Here is a 16,230-nt window from a genome sequence, read left to right as displayed (position 1 = left end):
TTTAATAAAAACTAAATACATGAAAAAAAAATTCGGTTTCTTTCTTCTACTCTTGTTCTGTTTAGGATACAGCCAGGAAAAAACGATTGTCTCTGACTGGACTTCACTTACACAGGCCGTCAATATAGAGAATAAACCTAACTGGAACTTCCGTATAACGGCAAAAATCAGAAAAGATAATGAGGATAATGGTTCCAATTGTGGGTTATGGTGCAGAATAGATAATAAAGATGAGTCTACCAGTTTCTTTGAAAATCAATATTATGGAATCCAGGTAACCCATGAATGGAAAACCTACGAAATAAAAGGAACCATCAGTCCATCTGCGAAGACCATGAATATCGGAGCTTTTGCACAAAGCAACGGGGATTTTTATTTTGACGATTTTAAGCTGGAAGTCAATGATGGAAAATCAAAAAAATGGACTGAAATTCCGCTGGAAAACTCAGGTTTTGAAAAAGAGATTGCATCTTCAAATGGTTGGTTTGAAGGAATCCGTTCTCAGAAAATAAAGCACGTAAAACATTTTACAATTGCAACTTCAGATTACAAACCATTCAGTGGCAACAAATCTTTGTTGATCAAAGGTCGCGGTATTATCGGAGCAATGCCGGAGGGAAAATTTATGGATGTTAATGGTATCAAATTATACTATGAAGTCTATGGAGAAGGTGAGCCGGTTCTTATGCTTCATGGCAATGGCCAATCCATCAGTGCCTTTATGAACCAAAAAGATACATTTGCTAAAAAATATAAAGTGATCATTGTTGATTGCCGTGAACGGGGAAGATCTACGTATGACAAAACGAAAGAACTTACTTTTGATATTCAGACAGAGGATCTTAAGCAGTTTTTAGAGAAGCTGAACATCAAAAAAACAAAAATTTTGGGCTGGAGTGACGGAGGAATTCTCGCGCTGTCTATGGCAATGAAATATCCGGAGATGGTAGATAAAATAGCATGCTCAGGAGCCAATATATTTCCGGAAGGAGTCAAAGATAATGATCTAAAATCCATGAAAGAAATGCTCGTGAACCTTACTAAAGAGAATAAAGACCATAAAAATGATATCTTTATTGATCTTCTCAATCTGGATTTGAAGTATCCTCAATGGAAGTATGAAGACCTGAATAAAATTCAGTGCCCATCATTGATCATTGCCGGTGATAATGATCTTATAAAAACAGAACATACAGTAAAAATCGCAGAATCTATCCCCAAAGGACAATTAGCGATTATTCCAAATGCAAGTCATTATGTTCCTGAAGAAAAACCAGAGCTGTTCAATGAACTGGTCATCGATTTCTTTGAAAATAAATAAACTGAATACCTGTAATCATGAAAAAAATATTAACATTGATTTTATGCCTTGGATGTGGGTTCGCCTTTGCTCAGACACAGGAAGCCAAAACACAACTTACCGAAGATCATTCCAGAGATGAATATACATCTGAACAAAGTAAACAGGCAGAATATCCTGGTGGAATTTCCGCATTCATGAGGGATGTAACTCAAAAAATTAATTCTAACCGGATAAAAGGGCCAAAAGGTAAAGCCCGTTCCAATGCAAAATTCTCAGTGAATGCTAAAGGTGCAATAGAAACTATTATTGTAACAGGAGAAAATGAATCTCTTAATCATGAAGTGGAAAGAGCGATGAAATCTATGAAAACCAAATGGACTCCCGGAGAGTACAAAGGGCACCCTGCATTGATTTGGTTTACCGTCCCTTTCTCCATCAATTTTGAATAATCAAAATGTTATCCGTTAAAAGAAATACATCTTCCCTTTTTAAAATCCTTCTTATCCTGGGATTTGGATATTTCTTTTGGCTGATGTTAAAAATTACTTTAGAGTATATTCCTTTTAATCCTGAAGTCAGTTTCCTGATGATTAAGCAGACGGAAGTAGTAGAAAGGCCTGAATACCTTACATTTTTCTATACTCACGTTTATACGAGTATTTTTGTTCTCCTTTCAGGGTTTCTGGCCATTCTCAGACGGAATTTTGGATTAAAAAACTTCCATCGTAATATGGGAAAAGTGTATATTTTTCTCATTCTGATTTTTGCAGCGCCATCAGGAATTTATATGGGAATCTTTGCCAACGGAGGTATTTTATCAAAGGTGTCGTTTGCCATTTTAGGCTTTTTATGGTGGTTTTCAACCTTTAAAGCATATCAGCTGGCGAAACACAAAAAGTTTAAAGAACACAAACAATGGATGTGGCGCAGTTTTGCTTTTACATTGTCTGCAATTACCCTGAGAATGTGGAAAGTAATTATTGTATATTTATTTCATCCCAATCCTATGGATGTGTATCAGATCATTGCATGGCTGGGCTGGATTCCCAATATCCTTATTATTGAATATTTAATCACAAAAAAACATATATGAAAATTGTAAATTACACATTGATTTCTTTATTGGCAGTTTCTTTGGCAAGCTGTAAAAAAGAGGGAAAGACCAATGAATCGGGGAAAGATTCCCTGACCGCAAAGAAAGATTCTATTGTTATTCCTGAAGTTCACAAAGAATACTACGGAATTTATACCGGTGAGTTTGCCGGAATGGAAAAGGTAGTTGACGAGACAGATGGCTCGGAATATGATGTCGATAATTACAAAAGAATTTCTTTAAAGATCAACAGAATTACCAAGGACAGCGTTTACGGACAAAGTATTGTGAATGGTAATCAGCGCCCATTCAGAGGAGTTTTCAATGAGACTTCAGCGTCTTTTATACTGGATGAACCTGGCAATGACAAAACAGACGGGAGATTTGAAGTAAAACTGAAAGGAGACAGCCTAACCGGAAAGTGGAACGCCTTTGATAAAACAAGCGTTAAAGCCCCTTCAAAAACACTTAAACTGACTAAAAAAGAGTTTGTTTACAATCCTAATTTTATGTTGAATAAAGATTCTGATCTGGTAGACTGGTCCAATCCTAAGGAGTTTACAGAAAAGTACACGGATGAAGAAACCGGAAAGACAGAAAGCTATAAAACATCTAAAAACCGTATCGCTTCAGAAGCAATTTTCAAACTGAATGCCTCCAAACAGAAACTGACAGAAAAGGATCTTAAAAACTTAAGAAAACTTGATCTTGAGATCATCAAAAATTCCGTATTTGCAAGACATGGCTATTCTTTCAAAAAAGAAACCTACAGAAATTTCTTTGAGCAAACAGACTGGTACATTCCTGTTTCCAGCAATGTAGACAATGATCTTTCTCCTATGGAAAAGGAAAATGTTGCTTTATTGAACCGCTTTACCAAGTATGCAGAGGATAAGTACGATAGTTTTGGAAGATAAACAGTAGGGATTAGGTTGCAGGGGTTAGGGATTAGGGGTTGAGGTTAAGCTTTCACTTTTTGCCATCTTTACGAAAAGATAAAGCAGCAGACAGCCTACAGCATAGCAAAGATTATCAATCCATGAAAAAGAATTTCCGATAACAATATACATCAGGCTTCCAGGACGGAAGCCTAGTTTTTCTGCAATATTGAAATACTGGGCAAACTCTACCAGAAATGAAAAAATAAGAATTCCCAGAATCAGTTTCTGGTCATTTACTTTTACAAAACTTTTCACAAAAGTATACAGAAGCATCACCACAATAACATCCCCGAGATAAGCTCTTACGAAGAAAACACCACTTAATTTGGTGGCAATTAATACTTCCACCAGAAAAATAAATACGGTTAGAAGAAGATATTTCAGGCTGAATTGCAATTTCATTTCAAAAGGGAATTAGGCATAAAAAATCGGTATTCAAGGAACACCGATTTTATTTTTATAGGAGCAAATATATTATTTCTTTACTTTAATTGTACATCCGATAGCTACCGTTTTTGTCATTTTCACCGGTTCATCTTTTATCAGGGCATTTACGGCATCCTGAGCATAATATTCGGATACATCATTCGGGTTATCATAATTGTTGTCGATTGCGCCAATGTATTTTACGATATTCTTTCCGTTTTCTTTCTTCAGTACAAACACATGAGGCGTCTTTGTAGCTCCATACTGCGGATAAATTTTCTGCCCTTCATCTACCAGATACGGAAAAGTAAATCCTTTCTGCTTTGCTCTTTCAATCATCTGTTGGTAGCCATCTTCGGGCTGTACATTAGGATCATTAGGATTGATTGCAATTACCGGATATCCCTGAGCTTTATATTTTTTATCCAGCTCAATAATCCTGTCTTCATATTTCTTGGCATATGGGCAGTGGTTGCATGTAAATACCACAATGAATCCTTTTGCACTCTTAAAATCGCTTAAAGAAACCATTTTACCATCGATATTTTTAAGTTTAAAATCAGCAGCTTCATCTCCTACTTCATAGCCTTTTGCAGAAATATTCTCTTTCTGGGTATTGTTTCTATCATGATTCGTCGTCGTAAAGCTCAGTAACCCAAGTCCAACGATGAATGCGGTCATTAAAATTTTCAGGTCTTTCATAATCGATTATTTATTGTAGATTTTCTTTAATTGTTTTTTCAAGGTCTTCTTTGCTCATTTCACCGTCATTGAAATGAAATTTCGCTCCGTTTTTATAGAACAGTGTCACAGGAATATTCCCATCCCAGTCTTTTTCAAACTTTGGAATCCAGGTATTCATTCTTTTGATATCATCCAGCAAGAGAACTTCAGCAGTAAGGTTTTTATTTTTAATGAATTTCACTACCCTTTCTTTATCTGCAAGCCTGTCCAGTGAAACTAAGATCATTTTAAATTTCTGATTATCTGTAAACTCACCATTCACTTCCATAAAATGGGGAAGCTCTTTTACACATGGTCCACAGGTGGTTGACCAAAAATTGACAACCAATAATTTATCTTTTTCCTGCTGGATCCTCTTTTCCAGATCTTCATATTTTATCACAGAAACTTCTGTCTGCTGAGCTTTAAAAACCGTACAAAATATAAATACAGCTAGTATCTTTATTAAATTCTTCATATTCAAAATTAATAAATGCATTCTTTCTCAATGAGAATCAACTTGTTAAAATTTGTTAAGAATTCTATTTATTGCACAATATTCTTTCACCAACTGTTGAATTAATAAAAATAAAATGTAAATTAGCTCAGAATCAAAACTAAAATTACCATGAAAAATTCAAACACTCAAAAGAGAAAGCTTTCCAAAAGCGAACTAAAAGAAATTAACGGTGGAGCACTTCCTCCAAGATGCCTTCGGGGGTTCTGTACACAACCTGACTCAGGAGAACTGGTTCCAGGTCTGGTGGGAAAAGATGGATTCTGTTGCTAATTAAAAACTTCAAGAAAAATCAAATCAAAACTAAAAATTACCATGAAAAAATCAAACATTCAAAAAAGAAAATTAACAAAAAGCGAATTGAAAGAGATTAACGGAGGTAACGGACCTGTTGTATGCCCGGAAGGACTTTGTGACAGGGGTGACGGCGAGTTTGTAATAGGGCCGGTAGGAAGAGACGGATATTGCTGTTAATATCAAATAAAGCTTTGTTAGATAAATAAGGATTGAGGCAACCCCTCAATCTTTTTTCATAAAATAGATTTCGCGAAAAAAAGTTAACAATTTGACTCACAATATTTTGCAAATATTAAAATAACTTGTAAATTAGCTTTTACCAAATTAAAATTATTATGAAAAATTCAAAGAATCAAAAAAGAAAGCTTAGTAAAAATGAGCTTAAAGAAATCAGCGGAGGAGCTAACAGACCCATCTGCCCTAGAGTAATAAGCTGCACAGATCCTCACACCGGAGAAGAACGATATGGAGTGCCTGGCATGCAGGATGGATTTTGCTGTTAACCAAGTTATACAATATAAACTTGGAAAATATGAAAAATTCAAACCTCAACACAAGAAAACTCACCAAAGCCGAGCTTAAAGAAATCAACGGAGGTATAGCTGCCTGCGCAGAAGGTTTATGCAAGCTAAGAGGAGTAAGTCACTTCCTTATTATCGGCCCAAAGGGTAAAGACGGCTACTGCTGCTAATCAAGCTTTTAACATTATTAAAAAAAATGATTGGATTAACCTCCAATCATTTTTTTTATTGCATTCAGCTTCATTAAAGCTTCAATAGGTGTCAATGTATTAATATCTATTTTCGTCAGCTCCTCACGGATATTTTCCAGAACAGGATCATCCAGCTGGAAGAAAGAGAGCTGCATATTTTCTTCAGTCACTCTTTTGATACTCTCAGAAGTACCTCCACTTCCCTGCGTTCTGCTCGCTTCAAGTGTTTTAAGAATCTCATTGGCTCTGTTCACCACTTTGGCAGGCATTCCCGCCAGTTTTGCTACATGAATACCAAAACTGTGCTCACTTCCACCAGGAATCAGTTTTCTCAGGAAAATAATGTTTCCTTTGTTTTCCTGAATAGAAACGTGGAAGTTTTTCACCCTTTCGAAATTGATAGTCATTTCATTCAGTTCATGATAATGTGTAGCAAACAAAGTCTTGGATTGTGTTGGATGCTGATGAAGGTATTCTGCAATTGCCCATGCAATAGAAACCCCGTCATAAGTGGAAGTCCCACGACCAATTTCGTCCAGCAGAATAAGGCTTCGCTCTGAAATATTGTTCAAAATATTCGCTGCCTCGTTCATTTCTACCATGAAAGTTGATTCACCTGCAGAAATATTGTCTGTAGCACCTACCCTCGTAAAGATCTTATCCAGCATTCCTATTTCAGCATGCTTTGCAGGGACAAAGCTTCCTATCTGAGCCAAAAGACAAACAATAGCAGTCTGGCGCAGAATGGCGGATTTACCGGCCATGTTCGGTCCTGTCACCATAATAATCTGCTGGGAATGTTTGTCTAGGAAGATATCATTCGGAATATACTTTTCACCCAGCGGAAGCGCATTCTCAATGATCGGATGTCTGGCTTCTTTTAAATCAATTGCATAGCCATCATTCAAAATAGGCTTTGTATAACTCTCAGAAACAGCCAGTTCAGATAGTCCGGCCGCTACATCAAGCTGAGCAATGATATTGGAGTTTCCCTGGATCTGGTCAATATAAACCATCGTTTCTGCACATACATTTCTGTACAGCGAAGTTTCCAGAACTCCTATTTTTTCTTCAGCACCAAGGATCTGGCTTTCGTATTCCTTTAATTCTTCGGTAATATATCTTTCAGCATTAACCAGGGTTTGCTTTCTTACCCAATCATCAGGAACTTTATCTTTATGAGTATTCCGGACTTCAATATAGTATCCGAAAACGTTATTAAAATCAATTTTAAGGCTTGTAATACCTGTTCTTTCAATCTCTCTCTGGCACATTTCGTCCAGGAATCCACGCCCTTTATTCTGTAGATTTCTCAATCTGTCCAGCTCTTCAGAAACACCTTCTTTAATGATATTTCCTTTGGCAATACTTACCGGAAGTTCTTCATTAAGATGATTCTGAAGGAATTTAATCAGTTCTTCAAGATCAAACAAAGGCTCCAGCCACGCCAGCACATCTGCATGAGGATGCAATAACGCTTTGATTTTGTGAATATTAATTAAACTTTGACGAAGATATCCCAGTTCTTTAGGTGAAATTTTCTCTGCAGCCAGTTTTCCCATTAGTCGGTCAAGATCAGAAATCGATTTCAGAAGCTGGCAGATCTCATATTTCAGATGATCATTCTCGTTTAAGAAATCAATCAGAGAAAGTCTTCTCATAATTTCATCCACTGATTTTAAGGGAAGAATGATTCTTCTCCTCAAAAGCCTTCCTCCCATCGGAGTAGAGGTTTTATCAATGATATCCAGCAGAGATTTTCCCTGTGGATTGCTTGGATAAACAATTTCAAGGTTTCTCAGGGTAAAATTATCCATCATCAGATAATCTTCCTGTGGAATGATCTGAAGCTTTGTAATATGGGCCAGCAGATTATGATGGGTATCTTCCACCAGATAAGCAAAAATAGCTCCTGCTGCAGTAATGGCCAGCGGAAAGTTTTCTACACCAAATCCTTTTAATGAATTGGTTTTGAAGTGATTCGTTAATTTTTCATAAGCAAAATTATATTGGAAAGCCCAGTCTTCCAGTTTAAAGGCACTTCTATTCTTAATCTGATCAGGAATCTGTACGCTTCTCTGATAAATAATCTCACTGGGATCAAATGTATTGACAATGTGCAAAAGCTTCTCCAGATTTCCTTCACTTACCAGGAACTCGCCGGTAGAGATATCCACTAAAGCGATTCCATATTTCTCTTTTTCTTTGTGTAATGAAAGCAGGAAATTGTTCTTTTTTGAATTTAAAACCTGGTCATTGAAGGTAACTCCAGGCGTAACCAACTCAGTAACACCACGTTTTACAATACCCTTCACCATTTTGGGATCTTCCAGCTGATCACAGATGGCCACTCTCATTCCTGCTCTTACCAGTTTCGGAAGATAAGAATCTATTGAATGGTGCGGAAATCCTGCCAGCTCCACACTTCCTTCCCCGTTGTTTCTTTTGGTAAGAACAATGCCAAGAATCTGGGATGTTTTCACAGCATCCTGCCCAAAAGTTTCATAAAAGTCCCCTACTCTGAAAAGTAATAGCGCATCCGGGTATTTACCCTTGATGGTATTGTACTGCGTCATTAACGGGGTTTCCTTCTTCGATTTTGCCATAGTAAAAAATGAGCCCCAAATTTAGAAAAATAAATTCAGGCTAAGAGAATTGTTTAGGGGTTAATCTTCTATACTTTTCTTTATCAGTAATTAATCGTACTTTTCACCCATCAAATCACATTATTTATGGAATTTCCTGTCTTAGAGACTGAAAGGCTTATTTTACGTCAGCTTACTTTTAATGATACCCAAGATCTGTTCGAATATTTTTCTCTCGATGAAGTTATGGAATATTATGATCTTGAAACCTTTAAAACAGAAGAGGACTCCCGTCGCATTATTCAGCATTTTAACAGCGAGTTTGAAAAAGGAAAAGGATTCCGATGGGCGCTGGAACTGAAATCTGAAAAGAAAGTTATTGGCACCTGTGGCTACCACAACTGGTACAGGGAACATTTCAGAGCTGAAATCGGCTATGAGCTCAATCCAAAATTCTGGCAGCAGTCTTATATGAAAGAAGCTATTCTTCCTATCCTGACTTATGGATTTGAAACCATGAGACTGCACCGCGTAGATGCATTCATTGACCCTTCCAATATCTCTTCTGAAAGGCTTTTATCTTCTTTAAACTTCAGCAAAGAAGGAACGTTGAAAGATTATTTTTTTGAAAAAGGAAAATTTGTAGATGCAACAATTTTCGGGCTTATCAATAAATAAATTGCTCTAAATCTAACGCTAAGAAGCAAAGAAAATTGATATTGATGCTTCTTATTTTCGTTCGCAAGGGCATTTCATTTAGTAATTGAAGTGCTTCCCTCGCTGAGTGAAACGCCTTTGCGAAGCTTTATCAGCAGCTATCCCTGAGCCTTGCGCTCAATGCGTTAAAATTATCAAATGTATAATATTTATTTTTTTGAAAGGTGCTTTTCCAAAGCCTCAGAACTTTTTTTATAGGCCCATTTTTGCTTGTAGTTCACCCATTTGGCTTTGAATAGTTTGCGCATTATCTTATCCGTGTATCTCATAATGAAAACATGATACAGCATATTGGCAAATACATTCGGTTTATTGGGAAGTGCTCTTAATGAAAGTGAAAAGCCGGGCTCCAGGTATCTGTTGAAGTGCCAGAAAGCTCCCGGAATAAAAAGGGCATCACCATGTTCCATAAAAATTTCATAGCCTTTCGCATATTTCAGTGCCGGAAACTTTTCGTAATCCGGATTTTCATAATCTACCTCATATACCGTATGAACAGATAAGGGAACTTTATATAAAAAAGGAGATTGCTTCTGATCAAACAAAAGAATTCTTTTCTTTCCTTCAAAATGGATATGCATAAAATCTCCCAAATCCACATCATAATGCATTAAAACATGAGCTTCACTGCCCCCGAAGAATAACGTTGGCAATCTTTTAAAGAATTTTATACCAAGATCCGGATAAGTAAAGTTTTTCAGCAGCTCAGGAAGTCTGTCTGTTATGATATAAAAAAAGATACGCAGATCCGAAGGTTTACTTTTTATGGTATCAATATACTCCTTCATTTTCATTTGGGCTACCGGAGCATCAGAACTTTTGGCGGCATCTGCAGGCTTATTGTCATACAACGGAACTTCCTGATCTCCTGCTTTTTCCCGGATGTAAGCAAGACTCCATTTGTCGAAAGCATCCCATCTGCTGGCAAAATTCTTTATCAAAAGAGGTTTTTGCTTCTTAAAATAATTTTTCTGAAAATCTTCTTTACTGATATCATTTACAATATCTACGTTTTCGAGGATCATGTATTTTGTATTTAATGCGAAATAAAAATAGTGTTTTTTTGAAACCTGAGAAAATTAAGATTAAAAGAGCTGAAAGCTGGAAGTGGGATGCTGGAAGTTAAGATTTGTCTACAAATGTCTATATTTCATTTTATAAAACCTTTTATGGAAAACTTAGATTTTCCTTCGGCTTCAATAACTTCCCTCTTCCAGCTTCAGACTTCCTTACTTTATTAGCAGAGCTCAGATGAAAAATTTATATTTGTGGTAACAAGTGAATTTATGAGAGTCTACAATACCAAACATTTCCTTAAAATCCTTTTCAGTTTACATAAAAGTGATACGCTGAAGATCCTTTTTCCAAGCATGGTTCTTATAGGACTTTATTCCTGGGGAATTCAGTATCTGGAAGTGGAATATCTTCATCTTACATCAAAATCAGGAATCAGTAATGTGGGAATGATTCACTCTCTGCTGGGTTTTGTGCTTTCACTTTTATTGGTTTTCAGAACCAACACAGCTTATGACAGATGGTGGGAAGGGAGAAAGCTTTGGGGAAAACTGGTCAATGACACCAGAAATTTTGCTGTAAAAATCAATACTATTCTGGGTGACAACCGTCAGGATGCTGAGCAGATTGCAAGATATTTAAAGTATTTCCCGCACTTTTTAGCCAAACATCTTTCCAAAGAATCTACAAGGCTGGCTTTGGATGAAGATTATTCTGAAATAGAAAGTTCATTAAAAAATCATGGTCCAAGTGAAATTGTTATCCTGCTGACCCACAAATTGAACTTATTAAAGAAAGAAGGTAAAATTTCAGAAATTGAAATGCTGTATTTAGACACTCAGCTTTCAGGATTTCTGGATGTGTGTGGAGGCTGTGAAAGAATTAAAAATACTCCGATTCCTTACTCTTACTCTTCTTTCATCAAAAAATTTATTATCCTGTACGTTTTTGCACTGCCTATTGCGTATGTGATCACTATCGGTCTTTTCATGATTCCGCTTACCGTTTTCGTCTATTATGTTTTAATGAGCCTTGAGCTGATTGCTGAAGAAATTGAAGATCCTTTCAACAATGATGAAAATGATATTCCTATGGAAACATTAGCACAGAATATTGAAAAAAATGTGCATCAGATTATGATCAGAAAATAAAAAATCAAGCTTTTAAAGCTTGATTTCTTTGAGTTCGCCATCCTGTTTTATTTCTACAAACTTGCTTTCCCTGTTGGCAGCAGAATATCCGTAGAAAAACGTACTATATATTGGTGTTGAATACATATAAGCTCCATAACCGTTATAAGCATCTGAAGTTCCCGTCTGCTGCTGATAACTTGCCGTTGCCGTAAAATTTACGATCGTTTCAAGATAATACTTACCGGGTTTCAGTTTTTCGAATTTAAATCTACCATGATCATCCGTTAAAGCTTCCACTCTGTATTTAAAAGCTTCTTCGGACATATATACCGTTGTCTTTTTGTTTTCATATTTCTTCCTCATATCATAAAACTCCTCAAAATAGGGAGTTACAGGGAAAAGCATGACAACAGTTCCTTTGGGTGCGTAATGCTTTTCTCCAAGCAATGGCTTGATGCCCCAATTGTTTTTTTGTTTGGTGGAAGCAACGCCTTCAATGGTAGAATTTCCGAATCCCAGCATATCTCTGGCCAATTTTTTATCGAAAAACGCTTGAGGATAATATGTATTTTGTGCTTCAAAATACATAAATCCACATATCAGCATGAATAAGGTGAATAATTTTTTCATAGTATATTTTTGAGTCAAATATAAGTATTTTACTATTTTTGAAGTAAAAATAGCTATGAAGTACATGTTTCTATTGTTTTTTTCCACTTCTGTCATGATTCTGGCACAGAAACCTTGTGGATACAAAGACGGATTACAGGAGGGATCCTGCAAAGAATTCTATGACAACGGGCAGGTAAAAAATACAGTAGAATGGGAAAAAGGGAAACTGGACGGAGATGCTGTTTTTTATTACGATAACGGAAAAATTCAGTCTAAAGGAGAATATAAGAAAGGATTCAAAGTAAAAGAATGGTCCTATTTTGATAAAAACGGAGTACTTACTTCCAAGGAAGCTTTCAGAAACGGAGAAAAGAATGTTTATGATAACAGCCTTACCGCTACTTTTTATTCTCCAGCCGGCAAAATAACTGAAATTTCGAATTATAAATTCAATAAATTACAGGGAGAAAGCAAAACCTTCCATGAAGACGGAAAATCCGTGAAAGATATTGGCCAGTATGACAACGGCCTTGCGACCGGAAAATGGAAAGTATTTTATCCATCAGGAAAGTTACAGCGTGAAACTGAGTTTGCCAACGACAAGAGAAATGGCAACAGGGTTCATTACCGTGAAGACGGAAGCATAGAAAAAACAGAGGTCTATAAAGACGGAAAATTAATCTCAACAAAATAATACAATTGGTACAGAAACTAAAACTGGAAGAACTTAACAGAATAGATGTAGAAACATTTAAGAAGGTTGAAAAAATTCCGGTGGTCATCATTTTAGATAATATCAGAAGTATGCACAATGTAGGTGCAGCCTTCAGAACGGCAGATGCCTTTTTAATTGAAAAAATAATCCTTTGCGGGATCACGCCGCAGCCACCCCACCGTGAGATTCATAAAGCGGCATTGGGAGCAACAGAAAGTGTAGACTGGTCTCATGAGACAGCAACCAATACAGCGATTTCTGATCTGAAAAGCAAAGGATACGAAATCATCGGGATTGAGCAGACTACCGGAAGCCAGCTTATCACTGATTTTACGATTGACAGATCGAAAAAATATGCCCTGATTTTAGGGAACGAAGTGGAAGGAATCAGTGATGAAGTTCTTCCTAATATTGATGTATTTTTAGAAATTCCACAGCTTGGAACAAAGCATTCTCTGAATGTAAGTGTATGTGGCGGAATTGTAATGTGGGAATTCGCAAAAGCGTTAAAATAAAAAAACTGCATATGTCCTTAGTAGACAGTGCAGTTTGAAATAAATCTAATAAAAAGTAAAAATGAAAGGCGACAAAGGTACTTTTTTTTTCATTACAAACAAATTTTGATGGCATTTTTTTTGTTTCAGCTTAAAAAAAGTCGGGTTTTCAGAAAAAGTTTCATTTAATTTTTTATAAATTAGCACAATGTTTATCAAGGACTATATCTCAAAAGACTTTCCATGTTTTAGCTTGTCTGACTCTATAGAGTCGGCCAGAAATATGTTGGAAGATTTTGGATATTCCCATGTTTTTATCAAAAAATCCCACCATTTCTACGGAGCCCTTGCAATGGATTTTCTGTATGAAGAAGATGGCGGGACTTTGAAGGATCTTGAGCATCAGATTGAGCGGTTTGCTATTCTGGAGGACAGCAATATTATGGACAGTATCCGTCTGTTTTATACCTTCAGCAGCAATGTGATCCCGGTGATTAATAAAAATGAAAAATATCTGGGGTATATCACCTGTGAAGATGTTTTCCAGGATCTTTCCCGTTATCCTTTATTTTCAGAAACAGGTGCCATTCTTACTGTAGAAACTCCTGCCAGAAAATATTCCATGACGGAGATTACCAATATCGTAGAAAGCAACAACTCGAAGTTTTATGGAGGGTTTATAAGCTTTATGTCTGAAGAAGTGGTTCAAATCACCATAAAGATCAGCAATGAAAATCTGGCCTCGATAGACTCAACTTTTGACCGGTATGACTACAGAATTGTTGAAAAATACTATTCTGATGAGAAATCCGATCTGTTTAAAGACCGATTTGGGTTTTTACAAAAATTCATAGAAATATAACATGAAGGCAGCCATATATTCTCAGAAAAAAGATCTTGATACTTTTTTATATTTAAGCAAGTTTATCTCTGAACTTGAAGCCAGAGATGTAAAATCTGTTCTGTACGATGAAATGGCTGAAGCACTTCAGTTCTCAAAAATCTTCGAAACCTTCAACTGTAAGCAGGATCTTCTGGATAAGGAAGTCGATCTGTTTTTCACTTTCGGTGGAGACGGAACGATTGTAAATTCTTTAACCTTTATTGAAGATCTTGAAATTCCTGTTGTAGGAGTAAACACGGGAAGACTTGGTTTTTTGGCTTTTTTCACTAAGGAAGAAGCTTTTAAAGAACTGGATTCCATATTAAAAGGAGATGTAAAAACCAGCCGCCGATCCGTCATTGAAGTTGTTTCTCCCAATCTGGAGGGGTCTTTCCCTTATGCCCTGAACGACGTTACGGTTTCCAGAAAAGAAACCACCTCAATGATTACAGTAGATTCTTACATCAATAATGAGTTTTTGAATGTATTCTGGGGTGATGGTGTTATCATATCAACTCCTACAGGTTCTACCGCTTACTCCTTGAGCTGTGGCGGGCCCATTATTTCTCCAAACAACGAAAATTTCGTCATCACTCCCATTGCGCCTCACAATCTAAATGTGAGACCATTAGTAGTAAATGATAAAGTAGAAATAAAATTCAGGGTGGAAAGCCGTGTACCTCAATATTCCCTTTCTCTGGACTCCCGACTGATCCATATAGAAACCGATAAGGAAATTATCATCAAAAAGGCGGCATTCCAGCTTCTTCTGGTACAGCCCAACAGTTTGAGTTTCTATGAGACGATCCGTCAGAAGCTACTTTGGGGAAGAGATAAAAGAAATTAGTAATTTCTTAAAAATGATTACCTTTACACGAAATTAAAACACCTAATAAATTTATAACAAAAAGTAAAACATGAGCAGAATTTTTCCGGCAGGAGTTGCCACAGGTCAGCTAGTTACTGATATCTTTCAGTATGCTAAAGAAAACAAGTTTGCATTACCTGCAGTAAACGTAATTGGATCAAGCAATGTAAACGCTGTGATGGAAACTGCAGCGAAATTGAACTCTCCTGTAATTATTCAGTTTTCAAATGGTGGAGCTGCATTCAACGCAGGAAAAGGATTAAACAATGACGGACAAAAGGCTGCCATCTTAGGATCGATCGCTGGTGCAAAACATATCCACACTCTGGCAGAAGCTTACGGAGCAACAGTAATTCTACACACAGACCACTGTGCAAAGAAATTGCTTCCTTGGATTGATGGATTGATGGATGCTAACGAAGATTTCTTCAAGCAGACAGGAAAATCTCTTTACTCTTCTCACATGTTAGACCTTTCTGAAGAGTCTTTAGAAGAAAACCTTGAGATCTCAGCTCAGTATTTCGAAAGAATGGCTAAGCTTCAGATGACTCTTGAAGTAGAAATCGGGGTTACAGGAGGTGAAGAAGATGGTGTTGACAACTCAGACGTTGATAACTCTAAATTATATACTCAGCCTGAAGATATAGCTTACACGTATGAAAAACTAAAAGCTATTTCTGACAACTTTACCATTGCTGCTGCTTTCGGTAACGTACACGGAGTTTACAAGCCAGGAAACGTAGTTCTTACACCGAAAATCCTTGACAATTCTCAGAAATATGTTCAGGAGAAATTCGGAACAGCTGCTAAACCTATCAACTTTGTATTCCATGGTGGTTCAGGATCTACTTTAGAGGAAATCAGAGAAGCTATTGACTACGGAGTGATCAAAATGAATATCGATACTGACCTTCAGTTTGCATATACAGAAGGCGTTAGAGATTATATGGTAAACAATATTGATTATTTAAGAGCTCAAATCGGAAACCCTGAAGGAGAAGAAAAACCTAACAAGAAATTCTATGACCCAAGAGTTTGGGTAAGAAAAGGTGAGGAAACATTCTCTACAAGATTGGTGAAAGCATTTGAAGATTTAAATAACGTAAATACTTTAAAATAAGAACTGTACATTTGTACCGATGTAAAAAGTATTCATAAGAAATACATTTACATTGGTACATTTTACATTTATACATT

General features: G+C 36.5%; 21 protein-coding genes. 15 read left to right on the top strand and 6 right to left on the bottom strand.

Annotation, left to right across the window (positions count from 1 at the left end; genetic code table 11):
• Window positions 1-19: 19 nt before the first annotated feature.
• From DYR29_RS15705 to DYR29_RS15690, 4 genes are read left to right on the top strand one after another with little or no spacing between them, the layout of a single operon-like run.
• Complete coding sequence (locus DYR29_RS15705) at window positions 20-1,321, top strand: alpha/beta fold hydrolase (protein WP_213277601.1); 1,302 nt, start codon at window positions 20-22, stop codon at window positions 1,319-1,321.
• Between the two features lie 17 nt (window positions 1,322-1,338).
• Window positions 1,339-1,752 (top strand): hypothetical protein, encoded by a 414-nt coding sequence (locus tag DYR29_RS15700; RefSeq protein WP_213277600.1) that lies wholly within the window; start codon window positions 1,339-1,341, stop codon window positions 1,750-1,752.
• A 5-nt stretch (window positions 1,753-1,757) separates the two neighbouring features.
• Entirely contained in the window at window positions 1,758-2,396 is a 639-nt protein-coding gene (locus DYR29_RS15695) for a DUF2306 domain-containing protein (protein ID WP_213277599.1), read from the top strand.
• Window positions 2,393-3,313, top strand: coding sequence for a YARHG domain-containing protein (locus DYR29_RS15690; protein WP_213277598.1), 921 nt, complete (start codon window positions 2,393-2,395; stop codon window positions 3,311-3,313). Before DYR29_RS15695 ends, DYR29_RS15690 begins: the two co-directional genes overlap by 4 nt.
• A gap of 24 nt (window positions 3,314-3,337) precedes the next feature.
• Here DYR29_RS15690 and DYR29_RS15685 read toward each other — a convergent pair whose 3' ends face one another.
• The 3 genes from DYR29_RS15685 to DYR29_RS15675 form a co-directional block, all read right to left on the bottom strand.
• On the bottom strand, window positions 3,338-3,739 hold the full coding sequence (locus tag DYR29_RS15685; protein WP_213277597.1) for a DUF2809 domain-containing protein: 402 nt from the start codon (window positions 3,737-3,739) through the stop codon (window positions 3,338-3,340).
• A gap of 72 nt (window positions 3,740-3,811) precedes the next feature.
• Complete coding sequence (locus DYR29_RS15680; RefSeq protein WP_213277596.1) at window positions 3,812-4,465, bottom strand: thioredoxin family protein; 654 nt, start codon at window positions 4,463-4,465, stop codon at window positions 3,812-3,814.
• A 10-nt stretch (window positions 4,466-4,475) separates the two neighbouring features.
• On the bottom strand, window positions 4,476-4,964 hold the full coding sequence (locus tag DYR29_RS15675) for a TlpA family protein disulfide reductase (protein WP_213277595.1): 489 nt from the start codon (window positions 4,962-4,964) through the stop codon (window positions 4,476-4,478).
• Window positions 4,965-5,114: 150 nt separating this feature from the next.
• On the opposite strand from DYR29_RS15675, the gene DYR29_RS15670 reads away from it, so the two are divergent.
• From DYR29_RS15670 to DYR29_RS15655, 4 genes are all read left to right on the top strand, one after another.
• Window positions 5,115-5,276: a hypothetical protein gene (locus DYR29_RS15670; RefSeq protein WP_213277594.1), complete on the top strand. Its 162-nt coding sequence runs from the start codon at window positions 5,115-5,117 to the stop codon at window positions 5,274-5,276.
• 42 nt (window positions 5,277-5,318) lie between these two features.
• Entirely contained in the window at window positions 5,319-5,477 is a 159-nt protein-coding gene (locus DYR29_RS15665; RefSeq protein ID WP_213277593.1) for a hypothetical protein, read from the top strand.
• 158 nt (window positions 5,478-5,635) lie between these two features.
• Entirely contained in the window at window positions 5,636-5,803 is a 168-nt protein-coding gene (locus tag DYR29_RS15660; RefSeq protein WP_213277592.1) for a bacteriocin, read from the top strand.
• Window positions 5,804-5,832: 29 nt separating this feature from the next.
• Window positions 5,833-5,991 carry a hypothetical protein gene (locus DYR29_RS15655; protein WP_213277591.1) on the top strand — a complete coding sequence of 53 codons (159 nt, stop codon included), beginning with the start codon at window positions 5,833-5,835 and terminating at the stop codon, window positions 5,989-5,991.
• 35 nt (window positions 5,992-6,026) lie between these two features.
• On the opposite strand, the gene mutS is transcribed toward DYR29_RS15655, so the two are convergent.
• On the bottom strand, window positions 6,027-8,618 hold the full coding sequence (gene mutS / locus DYR29_RS15650) for a DNA mismatch repair protein MutS (RefSeq protein WP_213277590.1): 2,592 nt from the start codon (window positions 8,616-8,618) through the stop codon (window positions 6,027-6,029).
• 126 nt (window positions 8,619-8,744) lie between these two features.
• Here mutS and DYR29_RS15645 point away from each other — a divergent pair, with 126 nt between their 5' ends.
• On the top strand, window positions 8,745-9,275 hold the full coding sequence (locus DYR29_RS15645) for a GNAT family N-acetyltransferase (RefSeq protein ID WP_213277589.1): 531 nt from the start codon (window positions 8,745-8,747) through the stop codon (window positions 9,273-9,275).
• A gap of 188 nt (window positions 9,276-9,463) precedes the next feature.
• Here DYR29_RS15645 and DYR29_RS15640 read toward each other — a convergent pair whose 3' ends face one another.
• Window positions 9,464-10,339 carry a cupin-like domain-containing protein gene (locus DYR29_RS15640; RefSeq protein WP_213277588.1) on the bottom strand — a complete coding sequence of 292 codons (876 nt, stop codon included), beginning with the start codon at window positions 10,337-10,339 and terminating at the stop codon, window positions 9,464-9,466.
• A gap of 243 nt (window positions 10,340-10,582) precedes the next feature.
• Here DYR29_RS15640 and DYR29_RS15635 point away from each other — a divergent pair, with 243 nt between their 5' ends.
• Window positions 10,583-11,479, top strand: coding sequence for a bestrophin family protein (locus tag DYR29_RS15635; protein WP_223598234.1), 897 nt, complete (start codon window positions 10,583-10,585; stop codon window positions 11,477-11,479).
• 12 nt (window positions 11,480-11,491) lie between these two features.
• Here the strand turns inward: DYR29_RS15635 and DYR29_RS15630 are convergent, their stop codons facing one another.
• On the bottom strand, window positions 11,492-12,091 hold the full coding sequence (locus DYR29_RS15630) for a hypothetical protein (RefSeq protein ID WP_249413515.1): 600 nt from the start codon (window positions 12,089-12,091) through the stop codon (window positions 11,492-11,494).
• A gap of 55 nt (window positions 12,092-12,146) precedes the next feature.
• Here DYR29_RS15630 and DYR29_RS15625 point away from each other — a divergent pair, with 55 nt between their 5' ends.
• The 5 genes from DYR29_RS15625 to fbaA all read left to right on the top strand — a co-directional run bounded on the left by DYR29_RS15625 (window position 12,147) and on the right by fbaA (window position 16,153).
• Window positions 12,147-12,767: a toxin-antitoxin system YwqK family antitoxin gene (locus DYR29_RS15625; RefSeq protein ID WP_213277587.1), complete on the top strand. Its 621-nt coding sequence runs from the start codon at window positions 12,147-12,149 to the stop codon at window positions 12,765-12,767.
• 5 nt (window positions 12,768-12,772) lie between these two features.
• Complete coding sequence (locus tag DYR29_RS15620; RefSeq protein ID WP_213277586.1) at window positions 12,773-13,303, top strand: RNA methyltransferase; 531 nt, start codon at window positions 12,773-12,775, stop codon at window positions 13,301-13,303.
• A gap of 187 nt (window positions 13,304-13,490) precedes the next feature.
• Complete coding sequence (locus DYR29_RS15615) at window positions 13,491-14,144, top strand: CBS domain-containing protein (RefSeq protein ID WP_047375984.1); 654 nt, start codon at window positions 13,491-13,493, stop codon at window positions 14,142-14,144.
• 1 nt (window position 14,145) lies between these two features.
• A complete protein-coding gene (locus tag DYR29_RS15610; RefSeq protein ID WP_047422088.1) occupies window positions 14,146-15,012 on the top strand; it encodes an NAD kinase in 867 nt (288 codons plus the stop codon).
• 70 nt (window positions 15,013-15,082) lie between these two features.
• Window positions 15,083-16,153, top strand: coding sequence for a class II fructose-bisphosphate aldolase (gene fbaA, locus DYR29_RS15605; RefSeq protein ID WP_047422087.1), 1,071 nt, complete (start codon window positions 15,083-15,085; stop codon window positions 16,151-16,153).
• Window positions 16,154-16,230 lie beyond the last annotated feature (77 nt).

The sequence above is a fragment of the Chryseobacterium indologenes genome (genome assembly GCF_018362995.1).
GTDB classification, from domain to species: domain Bacteria; phylum Bacteroidota; class Bacteroidia; order Flavobacteriales; family Weeksellaceae; genus Chryseobacterium; species Chryseobacterium indologenes_G.
The sequence above is the reverse complement of the archived record's forward strand: the minus strand, read 5'-3'. Positions and strand labels throughout refer to the sequence as shown.

Excerpts from the sequence above, each read along its gene's own strand:
- DYR29_RS15665 (WP_213277593.1), top strand. The coding sequence starts at position 5,319 with ATGAAAAAATCAAACATTCAAAAAAGAAAATTAACAAAAAGCGAATTG.
- DYR29_RS15695 (WP_213277599.1), top strand. The coding sequence starts at position 1,758 with ATGTTATCCGTTAAAAGAAATACATCTTCCCTTTTTAAAATCCTTCTT.
- DYR29_RS15630 (WP_249413515.1), bottom strand. The coding sequence starts at position 12,091 with ATGAAAAAATTATTCACCTTATTCATGCTGATATGTGGATTTATGTAT.
- DYR29_RS15700 (WP_213277600.1), top strand. The coding sequence starts at position 1,339 with ATGAAAAAAATATTAACATTGATTTTATGCCTTGGATGTGGGTTCGCC.
- DYR29_RS15655 (WP_213277591.1), top strand. The coding sequence starts at position 5,833 with ATGAAAAATTCAAACCTCAACACAAGAAAACTCACCAAAGCCGAGCTT.
- mutS (WP_213277590.1), bottom strand. The coding sequence starts at position 8,618 with ATGGCAAAATCGAAGAAGGAAACCCCGTTAATGACGCAGTACAATACC.
- DYR29_RS15670 (WP_213277594.1), top strand. The coding sequence starts at position 5,115 with ATGAAAAATTCAAACACTCAAAAGAGAAAGCTTTCCAAAAGCGAACTA.
- DYR29_RS15705 (WP_213277601.1), top strand. The coding sequence starts at position 20 with ATGAAAAAAAAATTCGGTTTCTTTCTTCTACTCTTGTTCTGTTTAGGA.
- DYR29_RS15675 (WP_213277595.1), bottom strand. The coding sequence starts at position 4,964 with ATGAAGAATTTAATAAAGATACTAGCTGTATTTATATTTTGTACGGTT.
- DYR29_RS15615 (WP_047375984.1), top strand. The coding sequence starts at position 13,491 with ATGTTTATCAAGGACTATATCTCAAAAGACTTTCCATGTTTTAGCTTG.
- DYR29_RS15660 (WP_213277592.1), top strand. The coding sequence starts at position 5,636 with ATGAAAAATTCAAAGAATCAAAAAAGAAAGCTTAGTAAAAATGAGCTT.
- DYR29_RS15640 (WP_213277588.1), bottom strand. The coding sequence starts at position 10,339 with ATGATCCTCGAAAACGTAGATATTGTAAATGATATCAGTAAAGAAGAT.
- DYR29_RS15685 (WP_213277597.1), bottom strand. The coding sequence starts at position 3,739 with ATGAAATTGCAATTCAGCCTGAAATATCTTCTTCTAACCGTATTTATT.
- DYR29_RS15645 (WP_213277589.1), top strand. The coding sequence starts at position 8,745 with ATGGAATTTCCTGTCTTAGAGACTGAAAGGCTTATTTTACGTCAGCTT.
- DYR29_RS15690 (WP_213277598.1), top strand. The coding sequence starts at position 2,393 with ATGAAAATTGTAAATTACACATTGATTTCTTTATTGGCAGTTTCTTTG.
- fbaA (WP_047422087.1), top strand. The coding sequence starts at position 15,083 with ATGAGCAGAATTTTTCCGGCAGGAGTTGCCACAGGTCAGCTAGTTACT.
- DYR29_RS15680 (WP_213277596.1), bottom strand. The coding sequence starts at position 4,465 with ATGAAAGACCTGAAAATTTTAATGACCGCATTCATCGTTGGACTTGGG.
- DYR29_RS15625 (WP_213277587.1), top strand. The coding sequence starts at position 12,147 with ATGAAGTACATGTTTCTATTGTTTTTTTCCACTTCTGTCATGATTCTG.
- DYR29_RS15610 (WP_047422088.1), top strand. The coding sequence starts at position 14,146 with ATGAAGGCAGCCATATATTCTCAGAAAAAAGATCTTGATACTTTTTTA.